This window comes from Levilactobacillus fujinensis (assembly GCF_003946335.1).
GTDB classification, from domain to species: domain Bacteria; phylum Bacillota; class Bacilli; order Lactobacillales; family Lactobacillaceae; genus Levilactobacillus; species Levilactobacillus fujinensis.
The window spans coordinates 1-17,021 of sequence record NZ_RHNX01000004.1; the positions used below are offsets into that span (position 1 = coordinate 1).

At 47.7% G+C, this 17,021-nt stretch carries 21 protein-coding genes; 2 read left to right on the plus strand and 19 right to left on the minus strand.

Features of this window, described 5'->3' with window-relative positions:
- Positions 1-549: 549 nt before the first annotated feature.
- Both EKM89_RS02200 and EKM89_RS02205 read right to left on the minus strand, forming a co-directional pair.
- Entirely contained in the window at positions 550-936 is a 387-nt protein-coding gene (locus EKM89_RS02200) for a CvfD/Ygs/GSP13 family RNA-binding post-transcriptional regulator (protein WP_125685533.1), read from the minus strand.
- Positions 937-969: 33 nt separating this feature from the next.
- Positions 970-1,557 (minus strand): peptidylprolyl isomerase, encoded by a 588-nt coding sequence (locus tag EKM89_RS02205; RefSeq protein WP_125685534.1) that lies wholly within the window; start codon positions 1,555-1,557, stop codon positions 970-972.
- Between the two features lie 128 nt (positions 1,558-1,685).
- On the opposite strand from EKM89_RS02205, the gene EKM89_RS02210 reads away from it, so the two are divergent.
- Together EKM89_RS02210 and EKM89_RS02215 are read left to right on the plus strand one after the other, a co-directional pair.
- Positions 1,686-2,195: a phosphatidylglycerophosphatase A family protein gene (locus EKM89_RS02210; protein WP_125685535.1), complete on the plus strand. Its 510-nt coding sequence runs from the start codon at positions 1,686-1,688 to the stop codon at positions 2,193-2,195.
- Between the two features lie 99 nt (positions 2,196-2,294).
- Positions 2,295-2,963 (plus strand): VTT domain-containing protein, encoded by a 669-nt coding sequence (locus EKM89_RS02215; protein ID WP_125685536.1) that lies wholly within the window; start codon positions 2,295-2,297, stop codon positions 2,961-2,963.
- 63 nt (positions 2,964-3,026) lie between these two features.
- On the opposite strand, the gene EKM89_RS02220 is transcribed toward EKM89_RS02215, so the two are convergent.
- From EKM89_RS02220 to EKM89_RS02300, 17 genes are all read right to left on the minus strand, one after another.
- Complete coding sequence (locus tag EKM89_RS02220; RefSeq protein WP_125685537.1) at positions 3,027-3,656, minus strand: TIGR01906 family membrane protein; 630 nt, start codon at positions 3,654-3,656, stop codon at positions 3,027-3,029.
- A complete protein-coding gene (locus EKM89_RS02225; RefSeq protein WP_125685538.1) occupies positions 3,649-4,440 on the minus strand; it encodes a TIGR01457 family HAD-type hydrolase in 792 nt (263 codons plus the stop codon). Before EKM89_RS02225 ends, EKM89_RS02220 begins: the two co-directional genes overlap by 8 nt.
- Before the next feature lie 12 nt (positions 4,441-4,452).
- Positions 4,453-5,175: a YutD family protein gene (locus tag EKM89_RS02230; RefSeq protein ID WP_125685539.1), complete on the minus strand. Its 723-nt coding sequence runs from the start codon at positions 5,173-5,175 to the stop codon at positions 4,453-4,455.
- A 5-nt stretch (positions 5,176-5,180) separates the two neighbouring features.
- A complete protein-coding gene (locus EKM89_RS02235; RefSeq protein WP_125685540.1) occupies positions 5,181-6,569 on the minus strand; it encodes a bifunctional metallophosphatase/5'-nucleotidase in 1,389 nt (462 codons plus the stop codon).
- Between the two features lie 62 nt (positions 6,570-6,631).
- Positions 6,632-7,240, minus strand: a complete 609-nt coding sequence (locus EKM89_RS02240; protein ID WP_125685541.1) for a metallophosphoesterase family protein — start codon at positions 7,238-7,240, stop codon at positions 6,632-6,634.
- A gap of 12 nt (positions 7,241-7,252) precedes the next feature.
- A complete protein-coding gene (locus EKM89_RS02245) occupies positions 7,253-8,101 on the minus strand; it encodes an aldo/keto reductase (RefSeq protein WP_125685542.1) in 849 nt (282 codons plus the stop codon).
- 466 nt (positions 8,102-8,567) lie between these two features.
- Positions 8,568-9,971: an amino acid permease gene (locus EKM89_RS02250; protein WP_125685543.1), complete on the minus strand. Its 1,404-nt coding sequence runs from the start codon at positions 9,969-9,971 to the stop codon at positions 8,568-8,570.
- Between the two features lie 227 nt (positions 9,972-10,198).
- The gene (locus tag EKM89_RS02255; RefSeq protein WP_125685544.1) at positions 10,199-11,395 is read right to left on the minus strand and encodes an acetate/propionate family kinase; all 1,197 of its coding nucleotides are present in this window, start codon (positions 11,393-11,395) and stop codon (positions 10,199-10,201) included.
- A 17-nt stretch (positions 11,396-11,412) separates the two neighbouring features.
- On the minus strand, positions 11,413-12,471 hold the full coding sequence (locus tag EKM89_RS02260) for a class I SAM-dependent methyltransferase (RefSeq protein WP_125685545.1): 1,059 nt from the start codon (positions 12,469-12,471) through the stop codon (positions 11,413-11,415).
- A gap of 77 nt (positions 12,472-12,548) precedes the next feature.
- Positions 12,549-12,764, minus strand: a complete 216-nt coding sequence (locus tag EKM89_RS02265) for a hypothetical protein (RefSeq protein ID WP_125685546.1) — start codon at positions 12,762-12,764, stop codon at positions 12,549-12,551.
- Complete coding sequence (locus EKM89_RS02270) at positions 12,719-13,171, minus strand: competence protein ComGF (protein WP_125685547.1); 453 nt, start codon at positions 13,169-13,171, stop codon at positions 12,719-12,721. Before EKM89_RS02270 ends, EKM89_RS02265 begins: the two co-directional genes overlap by 46 nt.
- Positions 13,168-13,374: a hypothetical protein gene (locus tag EKM89_RS02275; protein WP_125685548.1), complete on the minus strand. Its 207-nt coding sequence runs from the start codon at positions 13,372-13,374 to the stop codon at positions 13,168-13,170. Before EKM89_RS02275 ends, EKM89_RS02270 begins: the two co-directional genes overlap by 4 nt.
- Positions 13,325-13,789 carry a type II secretion system protein gene (locus tag EKM89_RS02280; RefSeq protein WP_125685549.1) on the minus strand — a complete coding sequence of 155 codons (465 nt, stop codon included), beginning with the start codon at positions 13,787-13,789 and terminating at the stop codon, positions 13,325-13,327. The genes EKM89_RS02275 and EKM89_RS02280 overlap by 50 nt, the downstream gene beginning before the upstream one ends.
- The gene (locus tag EKM89_RS02285; protein ID WP_125685550.1) at positions 13,779-14,102 is read right to left on the minus strand and encodes a prepilin-type N-terminal cleavage/methylation domain-containing protein; all 324 of its coding nucleotides are present in this window, start codon (positions 14,100-14,102) and stop codon (positions 13,779-13,781) included. The genes EKM89_RS02280 and EKM89_RS02285 overlap by 11 nt, the downstream gene beginning before the upstream one ends.
- Entirely contained in the window at positions 14,102-15,151 is a 1,050-nt protein-coding gene (locus tag EKM89_RS02290; protein WP_225421796.1) for a type II secretion system F family protein, read from the minus strand. Before EKM89_RS02290 ends, EKM89_RS02285 begins: the two co-directional genes overlap by 1 nt.
- On the minus strand, positions 15,087-16,055 hold the full coding sequence (gene comGA / locus EKM89_RS02295) for a competence type IV pilus ATPase ComGA (RefSeq protein ID WP_125685552.1): 969 nt from the start codon (positions 16,053-16,055) through the stop codon (positions 15,087-15,089). The genes EKM89_RS02290 and comGA overlap by 65 nt, the downstream gene beginning before the upstream one ends.
- Positions 16,056-16,171: 116 nt before the next feature.
- Positions 16,172-16,909 carry a YebC/PmpR family DNA-binding transcriptional regulator gene (locus EKM89_RS02300; RefSeq protein ID WP_125685553.1) on the minus strand — a complete coding sequence of 246 codons (738 nt, stop codon included), beginning with the start codon at positions 16,907-16,909 and terminating at the stop codon, positions 16,172-16,174.
- Between the last annotated feature and the right edge of the window lie 112 nt (positions 16,910-17,021).

Below are 17,021 nucleotides of genomic sequence, written 5' to 3' on the forward strand. Positions count from 1 at the left end.
GCTTGAATAGCTCATCGATTGTTGTTACATTTTTAAAGCGAATTGACTTCGCAAATAAATATTTCGGGTTTGATACCAAGTATCAAACCGCCCTACACATATTTGGTTTGTCGAAACAATGTTCAGTTTTCAAAGGTCTACCAAGTTATCAGAGAAGCAAACGCTCCGTGACAACTTTTAAAGTATATCATGTCGCCAAAACCTTGTCAACAACTTTTTTAATTTCCTTTGAATATATATTCAATATCCAAGAAAGAATCAATTTTGTCGATCTCGGTAACAGACAACATAAATCATTGTATCAGTTGCAGTTTAGCTCGTCAAGCACAAATTTTAATTTGTATGGCTATCCATAAATCTAATTTTTATGCATTCAAGTTGTCGTAACGGCAACAGAGAATATCTTATCAATATTCCACGAACAGGTCAAGCAAAATCTGAAATAAAATCCACGAAAAGCCAAAACTAGGTGTTCCCACCCCAGAGAGATAGCAATCTGCCTTGAAGAATTGCCAGTCACACCTCTCTTTTCAATAAAAAAGACACCCATTAGGATGTCTCTGACTGGTCTAATTGTCGTAGTGCTTCCGCCTTCCAGCCTTCCAAATGATCAGCAATTGGTTTGAACCCAATGTTGACCCGATGATTGGTCCAATAATGTCGATGTTGGTGTTCGCTTAACTCAGCACCATGTTCTACGTGCTCTAAACAACGAATCGACAAGCTAATCTTCCCGGTGTACTCGTCAACATCTAACACGACCACGTTGACCTCTTGATTAACTTTAAGGTAGTCATGAATATCTTTAACATACCCGCAATGACACTCTGAAATATGAATGAGACCTTGCCGGTGACCGCCTAAGCTTACAAATGCGCCGTACGGTTGAATCCCGGTGATTCGTCCCGTGACTCGCTGGCCAATTGCAAATGCCATGCGTTCACCTTCCTTCTATAAAAAGATGCGTTCCTACTCAGTGACTGTAACCTTATCCATTGTGACAGGCGTTGCTGGTTGGTCACTGGCATCCGTCTTCACTTTAGCAATGGCATCAACCACGTCCATCCCCTTGATGACTTGGCCAAACACAGTATGACGGAAATCTAACCATGGTGTCCCACCATCTTTATAGGCATCAACGATTTCTTCGGGGAAGCCCGCATCCTTCATTTGTGCCTGCATCTGATCAGTCATATCCGTGTCCTGAACAACGAAGAACTGACTGCCATTCGTATTGGGACCAGCGTTAGCCATTGAAACGGCCCCACGCAAATTGTACAATTCTTGAGAAAATTCATCTTCAAACGGTTGACCCCAGATGCTCTCACCACCCATACCCGTACCGGTTGGATCGCCACCTTGAATCATAAAGTTTGGAATGACCCGGTGAAAAGTTAGGCCATCATAGTAACCCGCTTTTGCGTGAGTCACAAAGTTTTCAACTGTCTTTGGTGCTTGCTCGGGGAAGAGCTGCAGCTGAATGGTTCCCATGGACGTTTCAATCGTTACTTGCGGGCCCCTGGCGTTAGCCAAATCAATTTGTGGAAACTTTGTCATAATTATCCTCCATATCTTTTAAACACTTTCTATCTCTACTATTATCACCGCCCGGAAGAAAAAATGCAACTCACGGCATCGGTGCTATACTTAATAGATAACACTTATTTTGATGGAGGAACCTATTTATGACTAAACCAACTACCGCCCTACGCGAACGAACCATTGATCTGCTTAACCAACGGGGTGTTTCCTTAGATGCCATTGCTGAACTTGTTATTTTCTTGCAAAAAGACTATATTCAAAACCTCACGTTAGCCGAAGCCGAAGATAGCGTCCAAAAAGTACTCAATAAGCGAGAAGTCCAAAACGCGATCATTACTGGCATACAGCTCGACATCGCCGCTGAAAAACACGAATTGCTGGAACCCCTTCAAACAATTGTCGAGCGTGATGAGAGTCTCTATGGCGTGGACGAGACCATGGCTCTTTCCATTGTTGACATCTATGGTTCAATTGGCTTTACCAACTATGGCTATATTGATCGTGTAAAGCCCGGTATCTTAGCTCACCTTAATGCGCACGAACCGGGCATCATTCATACTTTCTTAGATGACCTGGTTGGTGCCGTGGCCGCAGCAGCAGCTGCACGACTTGCCCACGATGACCGTGGCGAGCAGGACACACCTTTTCAATAAACGTCATGTTTTTCTTAAGTTTCACTGCACCCGCTGACGGCGGGATAAAAACCCACTACAATGTGGGTACATTCAAATTAGCTTATAAGGAGTAACTTAATGGGATACCTAATCGATTTTGTCTTACACATCGATGATCATTTGGTCAATATCGTCAATACCTTTGGTGGATCGACCTACCTGATTTTATTTGCCATCGTCTTCATTGAAACTGGCGCCGTGATTCTACCGTTTTTACCTGGTGACTCACTACTGTTCGCTGCGGCTGCTTTAGCCGCCAACCCAGCATACGGATTGAATATTTGGATTTTTAGCGGTCTCTTCTTATTAGCAGCGATTGCCGGCGATTCTCTGAACTTCTATTTAGGCGGAAAGGCAGGAGCCGCTCTGTCCAACCATTCCTGGTTCGGTCGGCTGATCAATAAGGATAAACTCGCACAATCCGAAAAGTTTTTCCGCAAACACGGTCCCCTCGCCATTTTTCTGGGACGATTCATGCCCATCATTCGGACATTCGTTCCCTTTACCGCGGCGGGCTCCCAATTCCCTTACCGTCGGTTCATCGCCTACAATGCAAGTGCCGCGATCACTTGGGTCGTCATCTGCTGTGGGGGTGGGTACTTCTTCGGCAATATTCCCTTCGTCAAGGCACACTTCTCCGCCGTCGTGCTGGGCATCATCGTTATTTCCCTGATTCCTGCTATCGTTGGCTGGCTAAAGGGCCGCAGTCATCCTCAGAATCCTAACCGTGTCCCCGAAGATGATTAACTTAAATTAATTGTATAAGAATAGGCAATATCGTCAGCTACCACCGACGATATTGCCTATTTTTTATGCATTCTTAATAGCGCGCTTACCCCGCCAATACAGGATACCCACACCAATTTCAAACAACGCGAAGGCTAAGATGAAACAATGTAGGAAGAACGTGTCTGGCAATGCCGTGATAATTGGATCTAAGTCCGGATCAAATAACCAATCGTTGTTACGAAAGAGGACCTTGTGAAAGGCCACGAAGAAGCCGTTGAAGTTAACTGCCATCATTGCGGCCAAGACAAGCGGTACCACCGCAGCAACCTGTGCTGAGCGTAGCAGACGCCATTGTTCCGCACGCCGATGGAGCTGACGGAGATACATTCCGGCCGGAACCACCGTCACCAATAAAACAACGTTATTCAGCAAGAATAGGTGTTTCACGTCCTCAAAATGAATCATCCCCGTATATGACGTGGGAAAATCGGTCATATTAAGGTTGGTGATCCAAGGCAATTCGAGGTACCCCAACATCTGATAATAATTGTGCATAATTCGCTGAGGAGCCATCTGTACCAGATGCGTAATCCCCAGCCAATGAATATCTAACCGGTATAGCCAAACCGCATTGATAGTCAACGTAATGCTTAACGTAATCAGTGCTAGCATCAAGACAGTCACACCACCCCAACGATTTAACCTACTCACGCGGCCCCACCTCTAAATCCCAATGATCCAGTGATGACACCGTATACGTTGGTTGAATCGTCTCTTGGGCAACCTGTTCCGGTGTGGAAACTCCCGTATAAGCCAACAGGGTATCAACTCCGGCATGAATTCCTGCAAGAATGTCTGTCTGATAGTTATCTCCCACCATCAAGGCATCCTGTGGGGCCACCCCCAGCTGAGCCAGTGAATTCTGCAAAATGATTGGCTCGGGCTTACCGACAAAAATTGGTGACGTCTGCGTCGCATAACGGACGAGATCCACTAAGGCCCCTGCTCCCGGCATTAATCCCCGTGCCTTTGGAATATTAGAATCCGAATTTGTGCCAATAAACGTCGACCCGCTACGAATCGCTAAGATAGCCTTGGCAAACTTTTCATAGGTCACGTCGCTGTCTAACCCCACGACCACATAACGTGGGTGCTCTTCATCGACCGTAAACCCTTTAGCCATCAGCGCCTGACGCAAGCCAATTTCACCCACGACGTAGACAGTTCGGTCACCATCACCCGCGCGTTGATCCAGAAAATCAGCCGTTGCCAACCCCGCCGTGTAAACATTATCAGTTGTTACGTAGATGTCATGGTTGTCCGCCAGATTGGCGACCACGTCCACGGGGAGTTTCGTCGTATTATTCGTCACGAATTTAAATGCCGTTCCAACTGCTTGTAGGCGTTCAACGAACCGTTTTGCTGCCGGATAACGCTTGGAACCCGCGTAAACCGTTCCGTCCAAGTCAATCAAATATGCCTGATAATCTTTCACCACAAACTCTCCCTAATCTTCTTTTTTCTGCCGAATGGTAAAATGCCGCCGCCTCTGACCACCGGAGGCAACGGTCACGGTCTTGGTCGTCTGTTGTGCTGGCTTAACCGTCGTTCGCCGCTCTTCGGTGTATGGATGTGCCGTATTCCGGTGACGGGAGCGCCGCCGACGCCGATGCTGACTGTTATTATTGCTGTTAGCGGTCGCATGCTGAGCCTTTTCACCGGTAGCAGGAGTTGCTGTCGCTTTAGGTGCCGCTGATTTGGTTGCCGTGGCCTTTGCAACTGGTTTGGCTGCTGCCGAACGGGGTGTTCCATTTTCCGTTGGCTTACGTCGCCGCCGACTTCGGCGTGGCTTGGGCGCCGTTTTGACGTCTAAATTGTGCAGAATAAAGTAAGCACAGCCAAAATTACACGATTCATACAGATAATCCTGCACCGAATCGATTTGGTTTTGTTTGGCACCCGCCCGGTCCTCCGCGTAAAATCCTTTGAGGCGTAACTGTTCGAATCCCCAGTCACCCACAATATAATCAAATTTACTTAAAATCGTACTGAATCGTCGGGAAAATTCTGCAAAATCAAAACCGTCGCGGACATCTGTGACCACCTCATAGGGATGGCCATTAATGGTCAGATGGGTTTCATCCACCCGAACTACTTCGGCGGCTGGTTCTCGGTTCTCTCGTTGTTCAGCAACTAAGGCTTCTAAGTCTTTACGATCCACCGTCGTCATCCTTTCTACTTGTCAGCTAACGGATAGTGACGTGCCAAATACTTGGCAAACACTTCCCGCAAGAGGTCTTGATATAAAATATGATTTTCTCCCACAATAGAGATCGTCGGGAAAAAGGGAATGAATAAATAATGGTCTAACACCGCCAACTTGTACTGCCGGTTAGGTGAAAGTGGCTCACCACGCCAAGTGACCTGGTGCGTCTGAGCATCATAGGCAATACCTAAGTAGTTCAATTCTCCAAAGATTTTGCCCCGAAAACCCATTCCCTTTTGCGGAAAACGCCGCAAGAAGAGTCGCATGAGCTCGAATTCTTGAACCAGTCGCCAAAGGTCATACCCATTTAAAGTGACCGTCATGACGTGCATGTTGTGGGGCAAGAGATCGTGTAATTGGCGTTGGTTGACCACACCACGAGGCAAGTCTTCCAGGAATAAGCCAGCGTTTAACACTGCTGCTTGTGTCCCCGCGTACTCGGCAATGGCATGTAGTCCCTCCCGCACCAATCGGGGTTGCCCAATGGGGTCCGCCTCCATTGCTACAGGAAGGTCCGCTACACGTTGCTCAGACAAAATCGAGCGACCGAGTTCCAGAAGACCATCGATTTCCGTTTGGTCCCCTGGCTGTTCTGGTAGTGTCGCCGTTTCCACCACGCTAGCCGTTGCTGTTTCGACAGTATGCTCTGCCGTCATAGTCAGTTCGATTTTACCAACGTAACGCCCAAATTTCCCAGCAGCGGCCAATAGACTATGCTGGTCTTGCTCACCGTGAGGCAATAAATGGTGGGTGTGACTGCCAATAATGACCGTCACCTGTGGAAAGCGTTTGGCAATCTGGCGATCAACATCCAATCCTAAATGAGATAGGAGCACACAAGCGTCAGCCTCTTGACCATACTTAGCCAACAAATCACCGAGGGCTTGGTTCACCCCAATTGGTTCCCACCCTGCTAACGGATAGGTCAACTTGTAGGGTGCGGTCAACCCGAGAACCAAGAGCTTAGTCCCCGCCTTGGTCGTAAATAGTTCATGATCAAGCGCCCACTTGGGTTGTTCACGCGTATCTTCGGTAAGAATGTTCCCCACAATCACCGGAAAATTCGCATGGTCATACAGATGGTCTAACTGGGCCCGCATAAATCCGAGGCCCTCGTTATTCCCAATGGTAACTGCATCGTAGCCAATCTGATTCATCAACGCCACGTTTTTCTGCCCATTTGTTGCTTCACTCACGGGATGAACGCGATCCACGTGATCGCCGAGGTCAAAGGTGAACACCGTGTGCCCGGCTGCCTGGGCCTGGGCCTTACTCGTCGCCAGATAACGTCGAATGCGCGGCCAATTCTCAAAGTGCGAGTGGAGGTCGTTCGTATGCAAGATGGTAATCCGTTCCATGTTCTCATTCTCCTCTTAACACTGATTTTAATCCTACGGCATCGGGGAGAAACGGTCAAGCGCTATTGTTTGTCGCGGAACTCTTGCGCCTTGCCAGCCACCATTTGCTCGATCTCACTGGTTGAAAATGGCGTGCCAAATGGCACCTGTTCTGCCAGATAGCGTTGTTCGGGCGTATCAACGCCGACATTGATGTTTTCTTTGACTGGCACTGCGTAGTGGTGAATATGGCCGTGTAAGTTGATAATTTGATTTACAATTCCCATCATCATTGGATAATGTGTCATATAGTACTGCCGATGATCGTACTTGATCAGCACACCCACGTCATGAAAAGAAAACTTAGGCTGCCCGTGATCAATTGGATTGTGGGCAGATAGGTACTTAAACAGCGCTCGACTATCATGATTTCCTTTAATCAATTCGAGATGCCCATTCAGTTGGGATAAAACATCGGTAACCGCCTCGTCAGATTTTACGGCCGGCTTCGTGAAGTACAGGGCAATGTCGCCCAGATGGTACACGGTATCAGTCGGCGCCACGCGCGCGTTCCAGTTGTCAATAATCGTTTGGTTCATTTCCTCTACACTGGAAAATGGTCGTGGGGCAAAATCATTGTCTCCTAATAGATCAGCGTGGAAAAAGTGCGTGTCCGAGGTAAAATATTGCATATGAACTCCCCCTTAAATGATATCGAGTGGTTGCTTGCTGGTCGGCGCCGGAAACTGCTCATCCAAAGCGGCCAATTCGCCAGCGCTTAACGTCAGATCTGCGGCGGCAATGTTTTGTTCCATGTGCGCCACGGAACTCGTCTGCGGAATCGCTAAGACTTGTGGGTTACGAACGACCCATGCCAGCAAAACTTGATAGATAGTGGCGTGATGCGCCTGCGCAATTTGCTGAACTATAGGCGTTGTGGTTAAATGATGGCCCCAAGAATCCCCCTGTGCGATTGGTGAGTACGCAATCAATGGCAAGTCGTGCTCTCGCTGCCAAGGCAAGACGGCATAGTCTAATCCACGGCTGCCTAAGTGGTAGAGATCTTCGTTGGCAACGGCTTGGTCGCCACCTGGAAGATTCCACAGTTCCTGCAGATCGGCAATGTCAAAGTTAGAAATACCCCAGGAGCGAATCTTACCGGTCGTTTGCAAACGTTGCAACTCAGCCACCGTTTCGGCCAGCGGCACACTTCCCCGCCAGTGATAGAGATAAACGTCGAGGTAATCCGTCCGTAGTCGTTGTAAACTCGCATCGAGACTGTCCTCCATACGGCGCTGAGACGCATTCTCGGGCAACACCTTAGAGATTAAGAAAATATCTTCCCGTTTGAAAGGCTTCAACGCCTCACCCACCAAGTTTTCAGATTTTCCAGAGCCGTACATCTCAGCTGTATCCACGACTCGCGCGCCGGCAGATATTCCGGCCTGAATTGCCGCAATTTCAGTCTCTCTTTGCGCTGACCGTTCGCCCATATGCCAGGTTCCGATTCCCATAGCTGGTACTTGTTGACCAGCAATTTTAACTTGTTTCATCACTTAACACCCCGTTTGAATTAGTTACTCTCATCGTAGCACTTCCACCCTGTTTTCGCTGTTATCACGTCAAGATAAGCTAAAGATTGAAGGCTTTAAAACACCTATTATAACTATGCTAACAACGATACTGAGATTAAAACTAGGCAACGTTATCTCGTCATCGTCTTACTAGTCGACAGATGGACGAACGCCGCGCCTGAGTCCCTATCTGCCGACCTCTCGGCTGACGGCAGTTGGTCTGAGGTAGCATCTGGATTATGATGGGTCGGCCTTCAGCCTCAAGTCTTAAATGTCACTTTGGAACGACTGAACGATATAAACGCCAGTAATATTAGCAGATGCTGTTTGAAATTCCATCTGTCATCTTAGAAATCGACCAACACCGAAGCTAGTTCAAAAAAGAGGTGTCCCTCAATGACTTCATGTTAAGTCACTGATTGACACCTCGATATTTTTATTTAGACTAACGTTGGTTCTCGGAGTCAATGGCTGATGCCGTGCGTCGGTCTTTCAGGTACTTACCTGCACTTAAGGCAATTAGCCATAAAACTGATCCAATCAGGGCAATCAGTGTGTCTACTCTGAAGAGTAAGACCGCCGCAACCATCACCAAGAACAACAAAATAGCATAATCACTCAGTGGGAAGAATGGCATGTGGAACCCGTGATCCGTGGCACCTGGTAATGTCGCCTGTTGCCGCTTGTACTTCAGATGAGCAATCACAATCAGTCCCCAGATAAAGAGAAAGCAAGTCGTAGCCACACTGGACACAAATGCGAATACGTGCCCCGGAATGATAAAATTCAAGAAGACCGATACCGCAATGACTATCGTCGAGAAACGCAGTGCAGAAACAGGAACTTGAGCCCGGGATAATCTACCCATGCGCTTAGCAAACCGGCCCTTACCACGGTAAGTCAGTGAGAACAACATCCGTCCCGTTGTGAAGAGCGAACTATTGCAGGCAGACGCTGCCGCCGTCAACACGACAAAGTTAATGACTGCCGCTGCGGATTGAATGCCGACGTTCTTAAAGACCTGAACGAAGGGACTACTGGTAGGTGAAACGGCTTGCCAGGGGTAGATGCACATTAAGGCTAATAAGGAGCCCAAATAAAAGAGAATAATTCGCATTGGAATCTCATTGATGGCCTTTGGAATCACTTTGTTGGGGTCGGCTGTCTCGGAAGCAGTCATCCCCACCATTTCAATCCCAACGAAACTAAAGAGGACCATTTGGAAGGATAAGAAGAAACCCTTGGCACCATTCGCAAAGAATCCACCGCTCACCAAGTTGGCGACGCTAGCGTGTCCGGCTGGTGTCGGAAAGTGGACCACCACCATGTAAGCGCCAGCCAAAATCAGAGCAACGATGGCAACAATTTTAATGATAGCAAACCAGAACTCCGTTTCACCAAACGCCTTGACCGTCACGGAGTTCAACGTGAGTAAAATACCCAGCAGAACTAGCGCGGTAACCCATTGTGGAAGTTGTGGGAACCAGAACTGCATGTATTGTCCAGCCGCCGTAACTTCTGCCATGGCAATTGTGATCCAGCAAACCCAGTAGGTCCACCCGGCAACAAAGCTCATATTGTCACCCAAATATCGTTGAATAAAATCAATGTAAGAGTGGACATTCAGGTCGGATAGCAATAGTTCGCCCAATGCTCGCATTAGTAGGAAACACATGATGCCCGTAATTAGGTAAGCCAGTAAAATAGATGGGCCCGCTAAATGAATCGACTGGCCAGCACCTAAGAAGAGACCGGTCCCGATTGTACCCCCAAGCGCAATCAGCTGAACGTGGCGACTCTTCAACCCCCGGGATAATTCTTGGTTGTTATTTGGTTGACTTTCTTTCATCTTAATCTCCCCTTTGTTGAAATTCATTATACTCGCCACCTCCCGGAATGCCAGTTCTGACGCTGGTTAGTTTGCCAAACTAAATAGCGCGAACCAGCATGAAGTCTGCATTTTATTCATCTATATAATAATAAGATGAAATATATTCATCTAAAGAATTCGCCTATCTCCTCAAAAAAGCAGCCCCTCCGCTACTCACGGCAAGGACTGCTTCATTAAACCAATTTTTAGTTGTTTTTCCGTAACCGTTCAATGTCCCGAACAATCATTAACTCTTCGTCAGTAGGAATCAATAAGGTCTTGATCTTTGAGCCTGCAACACTCAAATCACGCTCAACCCCACGAATGTCGTTCTTTTCAGGATCAACACCGATGCCAAAGTATGACAACTTATCAGCAACCTCTTGGCGAATCATAATGTCATTTTCACCAACGCCGGCAGTGAAGACAATGGCATCAGCTCCACCTAATTCAGCCAGATAAGACCCCACGTAGCGCACAATCCGGTTAATGAACATGTCACGTGCTAACTTGGCACGTGGGTTCTTAGCTTGAACCTTTTCCAAGTCACGCATGTCAGCAGACACACCAGAAACTCCGATTAAACCGGATTTCTTGTTCAAGATATTGATCATGTCATTAGGCTTGTCGATGTTAAGTTTTTCCATCAGGTAAGCAACCAATGAGGCATCAATATCTCCAGAACGGGTAGCCATCTCGATACCAGCCAATGGCGTGAAGCCCATTGACGTATCAAAAGACTTGCCATCTTTGATAGCTGTGATCGAACCACCAGCACCCAGGTGCATCGTAATCAGCTTCAAGTCCTTCAATGGCTTGCCTAGCATTGCAGCGGCACGGCCAGCGACGTAACGGTGACTCGTCCCGTGGGCACCGTACTTACGAGCACCATACTTTTCGTAATATTCGTAAGGGATAGCGTACATGTAATTTTCTTGTGGCATGGACGTGTGGAAAGAAGTATCAAAAACAGCCACACTCAACACGTTAGGCAAGATTTTTTTGAACGCTTCAATCCCTAATGCAGCGGCAGGATTGTGAAGTGGCGCATATTCGGATAAATCCTTGATTTTTTGGAGAACTTCATCGTCAATGATGGCGGAATCCTTGAATTCTTGACCCCCGGCAACGACCCGGTGACCGATACCAGTGATTTCATTGAAGTCTGTAATGATCTTCAACGCAGTCAATTGGTTCAACATCAACTGAATAGCGGCACTGTGATCGTTAACGTCTTCGTGCGTTTCGTACTTTTGACCGTTATCATACTTGATTTCGACCAATGAGTTACCCAAACCAATCCGGTCAATGGCCCCTTCGGCGATGACCTCTTCTGCAGGCATTTGGAATAACTTGAACTTTAACGTAGAACTACCGGCGTTAATTGCTAATGATTTTCCCATATGGTTTTTTTCTCCTTTTATGCGCGGTCCGTCAGTAGATTTTGCTCTTCCCATTGGACGATTTCCGCAACAAACTTTTGAAACGCTGATTGATTCTTAAACGAAGGGAATTCTCCCAACATCACTTGTTCAACTTGCTTAGCCCCAGCACCTGGCTTTTGTAAAATCAGGATGGCCTTCTGGGCATTGGCGTTCATGAAAAGCTCACTTGGCAAGTTCAACAAGCCTTGTAAGTAGGCATTGGCAGGCAGCCATTTCAACAGGCCCTTCGCTTCTTTCGTCTGAAAGAGTTGGGAAGGCACTAAAAATACCCCGATACCGCCAGGAGTCAGTTGATTCACGGCTTGCTCCAACAACAGATGATGAACAAATGAATGACCATCGACCGCACGTGTTTGATAGTTAGCTGCGTTCTCATCAATCGGGTAATACCCAATTGGCAGATCCGCCACAATCAAATCACTAGCTGGCACCAACAACTGTTCCAAAGCATCTTGGTGAATCAGTTCAATAGGGAGCCGTTGAAGATCACTCGACGTCTGAGCAATGGCCAATAACGTATCGTCATTATCCACTCCATACGCGTCAATTGTACCAGCAACGACTTCCTTTAGTTGTGATAACACTGCCGTTAGCAAATTCCCCGTCCCTACCGTAAGATCCAGCAAGGTTAGATGTGACTTACCCTTTTCCAACCGTGTTACCAAATAGCCCATGATATAGGCAATCGTATCCGGTGTTAATTGATGGTTTGCTTGAATCTCATCAACCCGAATCGCTTTGAGCATCACTAATTGAACTGCTCGTCGCACCGTCTCGGCATCGAAGCTTTGCCAATCGACCTGCGCATACAAATCAGTCAATTGGGCCACGACCTTGTCGGCGGGACGACCGTCTTCCACTTGGACCTGACCATTGAGCAAGTTGTCTCCAGTCTCAATAAACGCATCTAAGTAAGATGTACTTAGCACTGCTTGTAAGGTCGTTGTTGACTCATCTAAGACCTTAAATAGTGCTTCAGTCTGTTCTTGTGACAGCGCGCTTCGCCTCCTTGTGAAATTCCATGGTACTTGCATCCGCTATCTATACTACCGATTTTTCTAGACTTATTCAAGCAACTTTATGGTTAATCTCTGGCTAACTCTGCGGCTTATCACCAACGCGACCACTTGTGTTGCGCTTGAGTTTCTCCATTAATTTGCCGCGTTGTCGTCCGATATTCGGTCGTTAAAATCATTGTGGTCTCCCGTTGTCCCGCCTGTCCCACCGAAATCAAGGTCAATAAAAGACTCACACTCGCCAGAAATAAGAGTGCCCATAAGGTCAAGAACCCTTGACGCCGCGTAAATCGACTAGCGTTTCTCGCCATGGTAAATTCTCCTGTTTAAGCCTAAGTTTGACGACACCATGCCCCAGATTCTGCCAATGAATTGTGGTCACGTGTCTGAGTAACGGGTAGTAACCCTGAGTCGCACGTTTCCCCGGCAACGTCGCCGTCATTTTTAAAACACCCTTCTTGTCCAGCAGCGCCTTCATTTCACGTAATTTTCCCTGCTTATCATGATCCTTAACGACCAAGACATCCCCAGTCGTTCTAACCAACTGATACTTGCCTGGCCGTTCCAAAACCTGGACTGCTTGCAACCATGCTAAAGAATCTTGATGAATGCCACGGATCAACGTTCGACTAGTCCCGGATACCAGTAAAAACATCCCCGCTGTAATCATCAGTGCAAACACCGTTTCAATGAGTGTAAATCCCTGACGACGCATCATTGTTGTGCCAACCAGCGTTCCAATGCTTGGTCATGTTGTTGGCGTGCCACCAGTAATGCGTGCGTACGCCGCTGTGTCTGTTCTTGCGTTGTCATCAAGACCTGTTGCACCATGATAACCGTCAACGCCACAATGCTTAAGGCAATGAGCGCGTCAGGGAGCGTCCACCCACCGCGGTCGCCGAAATTCTTCATCTTCAACATTAAAGATAACGCCTCCCATTTGAAATGTCTGATAGATCCATCGCTGATCGATTCGACTGTGCCACTCCAACGTACGACCTTGGGCGACACCTGCAGCATCAATGTCCCCACTGCCACCGTTCATATGAATCAGCTCCAGTGACTGAGGAATCTCCAGGCTCTTTAGTCGATGATGCTCATGATATAGGGAAACGAGGTGTTGCTTTGCATTAATGCTGACATTGACCGTCGTATGATGCGTCATCGCCCACTGTCGACCAGCCGTCCACATCTGCTGCCAGACCGGCCAAAAAGCGCGTTCGGCGACTAATCGATGTTGCTGAGAAGATTTAAATCCTACTAATACGGTCAAGCCAGTCACCATCATTAAGACTAACAAGGTCTCATAGAGTGTAAATCCTCGTCTATTTGCCATCTTTGATTTGTTTCACTTCATTCTTATCGATAACTAAGCCTTCTGTCTTCGCACTCTTGACCTGATCAGCAGTCAAATATTTGCCTGTCAGTTTGGCATAGGTTACGTCTGGTACCACGTGATTCACGGCAACATAATCGTCAATGTACGCCGTGACTTGTCCCTGAACGACCGTCGTCATCGCCCCCCGATGGATCCCTTGAGCACGCTGTCTTTGACCATTCAAGTTTGGCAAAATAATCAGGACTAACAGCGAAATAATGAATAGGACAATCGTCATTTCAATCAGCGTGAAACCTTGTCGTTTACGCATTAAGCGACCCCCTGTAAGTTTTGATACATTGGTAACAATAGACTTAAATAGGCCCCCACAATCAGCAGCGCAACGATTCCTAGTAAGAGGGGCTGGACAATGGCCAACCCCTGCTCACTGCGGCGGACTAACTCCCGATACTGTAAGCGACTATACGCCGTCAACTCTCTACCGAGTTGGGGCGTTGTGCTCCCCTTTTGCAGGAGAATAATGACCTGCGGGGGAATGTAGGACTGATTCCGTAGCCAAACGATCGGCAAGTCTCCGACCGATAAGTGTTGTGCTAACACCGCCGCCAATTGATGCAGCAACGCCCGCTCTGGCAACTGATCTAATACCCGCAGCATTTGCTTGATACTGAGACCACTGTGTACCATTTGACTTAAATTGAGGGTCAAATAGTAGGCGTAGTAAGCACGAAAAAGGTGCCCCACCACCGGCCAATGTAAGATCCACTTGGCACGTAATAAGCTCGACTGGCGATGCCACCATCGCCAGCCCAACGCGCTAGTTCCCACGATCAATAGACTGCCCCCCACCACAAGGTAGTCCCGCCATCCCCTGCTTAGGATTCCGTCGCGCCCCATCTCCTGTTGTAGTTGTGGCAAGATCACCACCCGTAACGTGACAAATACTAACGCCATACTTGCAAGTAGACCCATGGGATAGACCAACAACTGATGTAGTCGCCGACGCTGCGTAGCCATCAGCTGCAACAATGTAGCCGCTTGATCGAGTGCTGGCGCCAATTCCCCATATTTTGTCATCAGTTCGAGTTGAAAGTAAACGTTTGCCTGTAAATAAGGCGCCATTAATCCCACAAAATCCGCTCCCGCCGCTAAACGAAGCTCCAAATTAGCCACTTCATTCGGTAGACCATTGGCAACGACACAAATAAAATGGACCGCTTGCTTTAGAGAAAAACCGCTTTGAAGTTGATCCGCTAAGAGGCGGCAAAACTGGGCCTGCTGCGTTAAAGTCCACCTACCCCGCCCGAAAATTTTGTTGCGTTGTTGTTGTAATCGTTCCTGCACGGACTGCTTGCTCAAGAGTCTGTCGCCATCCTTCCGTCATCTGACTGGCTGCATCCCAAATTGTATCCGTAGTTAAAATATCCAATAGTACGGCTGGCACTTGTGTCACCCGTGGAATCAGGCGCTGATAGCAGGCCGCCGTCAAGACTTGTCGAAGTTGCTGTAAAGACACGCCTAGTTCAGTCAGACGCGAAATCGTCCCGGCCGCACTCCGCGCATGAACGGTCGTCAAGACCAGGTGACCACTTAATGCTGCTCGCACCGCCGCTTGGGCTGTCACTTGGTCGCGAATTTCGCCAATAATAAACACGTCCGGGCGATGACGTAACCCCACCTTGATCAAATCGGCATAGGTCATCCCGGCCGTTGGATTGACCTGCAGTTGAATGAACCGTGACTCTTTGATCTCAACGGGGTCCTCAATCGTCAAGACCAAGGCCGTCGTGCATAGTCGACTTGCTGTAGCGTACATGGTCGTGGTCTTTCCTGACCCAGTTGGTCCTGCAAATACCATCAGTCCCCGTTTCCCTGCCAATTGCATCAAAGTCGTGGCTTGCTGTGGCACCAAATAAGCCGCTTGTGTCGCCGTATATGGATAAATCAACCGAATCACCAAGGATTCTTTTCCGGCATAGTCCCCAACCGTGGAAAACCGAAGCTCTACCGGCAACTGCTCGTGGGTCCAGGTCAGAGCCCCCACTTGTGGTCGCCGATTCTCACTAACCGCCATGTCTGCATGAAACTTAAAGTAAGTCATTATCTGCAATCCTGTTGCAAATGGCACCGTTTGCCAAATGGTGACGGCTTGTAACCGCCGAAAACGAATCTGATAATCCGCTTGATGGGGAATAACATAGATGTCACTGACTTTCTGATCAATCGCCTGCGCTAGTAATTTTTCAATAAATGGTTTAATCACCGTTCCTACCTCCCGTGTTGCTTTAAGTTAACTCCGTAAAAGAACGCCGAATATTTTATTTTTTCAAAAAAGCACAAAAAAAAGAAGACTCCGCTGGGAATCTTCTTTCAGAAGTACTATTCAACGTTTTCAGGTAAAACGGCAGCTTCATAAATATCGGAAACGTCATCGTTGTCTTCAAGTTCCTCAATCAGGCCTTGGTATTGAGAAGCCTTAGCTTCTGGCACTTCAGTCGTGTTTTGTGGGAACATCCGAACTTCAGCAGTATCAAGCTTGTAACCCTTAGCCTGTAAGGCATCACGCGCACTGATCTCACTAGTTGAGTCCGTGTAGATCTTGAATTCGTCATCCGTGGTTTCCATGTCGTCCGCCCCGGCGTCTAAAGCATCCATCAACATCGTATCTTCATCCGTATCCAAGCCATCACGTAAGATTACAATGTAACCCTTCCGATCAAACATGTAGGAAACGGAACCTGCTGCACCTAATGCGCCACCATGATGCGTGAAGGCAGAACGAACAGCCGCAGCCGTCCGGTTCTTGTTATCCGTTAAGGCAGCAACCATGATTGCTGTCCCGGCTGGACCGTAGCCTTCGTAGGTAATTTCTTCGAACTTAGCGCCACCAAGACCAGAAGCTTTATCTAAAGCCCGCTTGATGTTGTCTTTAGGCATGTTAGCTGCCCGCGCCTTGTCCATTTCCAAACGAAGTTGAGGGTTACCGTCGGGATCAGGACCACCTGCTTTTGCAGCTTGGTACAAATCACGTGAGATTTTTTGGAAGATTTTTCCACGTTTTGCATCCTGAGCATTTTTCCGGCCCTGGATGTTATGCCATTTAGAATGTCCTGACATCGTAACTCCTCTTTTCTAAATTTTTTTAGATATCCGTATAAAACAGACACTATACATGTTAGCACTTACTTTCAATTCATTCAATTGGCTAGCTTGAAAATTCCATTATTCA

Coding starts and splice junctions, on each gene's coding strand:
- EKM89_RS02200 (WP_125685533.1), bottom strand. CDS start 936: ATGGCATTTGCAATTGGCCAGCGAGTCACGGGACGAATCACCGGGATT.
- EKM89_RS02205 (WP_125685534.1), bottom strand. CDS start 1,557: ATGACAAAGTTTCCACAAATTGATTTGGCTAACGCCAGGGGCCCGCAA.
- EKM89_RS02210 (WP_125685535.1), top strand. CDS start 1,686: ATGACTAAACCAACTACCGCCCTACGCGAACGAACCATTGATCTGCTT.
- EKM89_RS02215 (WP_125685536.1), top strand. CDS start 2,295: ATGGGATACCTAATCGATTTTGTCTTACACATCGATGATCATTTGGTC.
- EKM89_RS02230 (WP_125685539.1), bottom strand. CDS start 5,175: ATGACGACGGTGGATCGTAAAGACTTAGAAGCCTTAGTTGCTGAACAA.
- EKM89_RS02235 (WP_125685540.1), bottom strand. CDS start 6,569: ATGGAACGGATTACCATCTTGCATACGAACGACCTCCACTCGCACTTT.
- EKM89_RS02240 (WP_125685541.1), bottom strand. CDS start 7,240: ATGCAATATTTTACCTCGGACACGCACTTTTTCCACGCTGATCTATTA.
- EKM89_RS02245 (WP_125685542.1), bottom strand. CDS start 8,101: ATGAAACAAGTTAAAATTGCTGGTCAACAAGTACCAGCTATGGGAATC.
- EKM89_RS02250 (WP_125685543.1), bottom strand. CDS start 9,971: ATGAAAGAAAGTCAACCAAATAACAACCAAGAATTATCCCGGGGGTTG.
- EKM89_RS02255 (WP_125685544.1), bottom strand. CDS start 11,395: ATGGGAAAATCATTAGCAATTAACGCCGGTAGTTCTACGTTAAAGTTC.
- EKM89_RS02260 (WP_125685545.1), bottom strand. CDS start 12,471: ATGCAAGTACCATGGAATTTCACAAGGAGGCGAAGCGCGCTGTCACAA.
- EKM89_RS02265 (WP_125685546.1), bottom strand. CDS start 12,764: ATGGCGAGAAACGCTAGTCGATTTACGCGGCGTCAAGGGTTCTTGACC.
- EKM89_RS02270 (WP_125685547.1), bottom strand. CDS start 13,171: ATGATGCGTCGTCAGGGATTTACACTCATTGAAACGGTGTTTGCACTG.
- EKM89_RS02275 (WP_125685548.1), bottom strand. CDS start 13,374: ATGTTGAAGATGAAGAATTTCGGCGACCGCGGTGGGTGGACGCTCCCT.
- EKM89_RS02280 (WP_125685549.1), bottom strand. CDS start 13,789: ATGGCAAATAGACGAGGATTTACACTCTATGAGACCTTGTTAGTCTTA.
- EKM89_RS02285 (WP_125685550.1), bottom strand. CDS start 14,102: ATGCGTAAACGACAAGGTTTCACGCTGATTGAAATGACGATTGTCCTA.
- EKM89_RS02300 (WP_125685553.1), bottom strand. CDS start 16,909: ATGTCAGGACATTCTAAATGGCATAACATCCAGGGCCGGAAAAATGCT.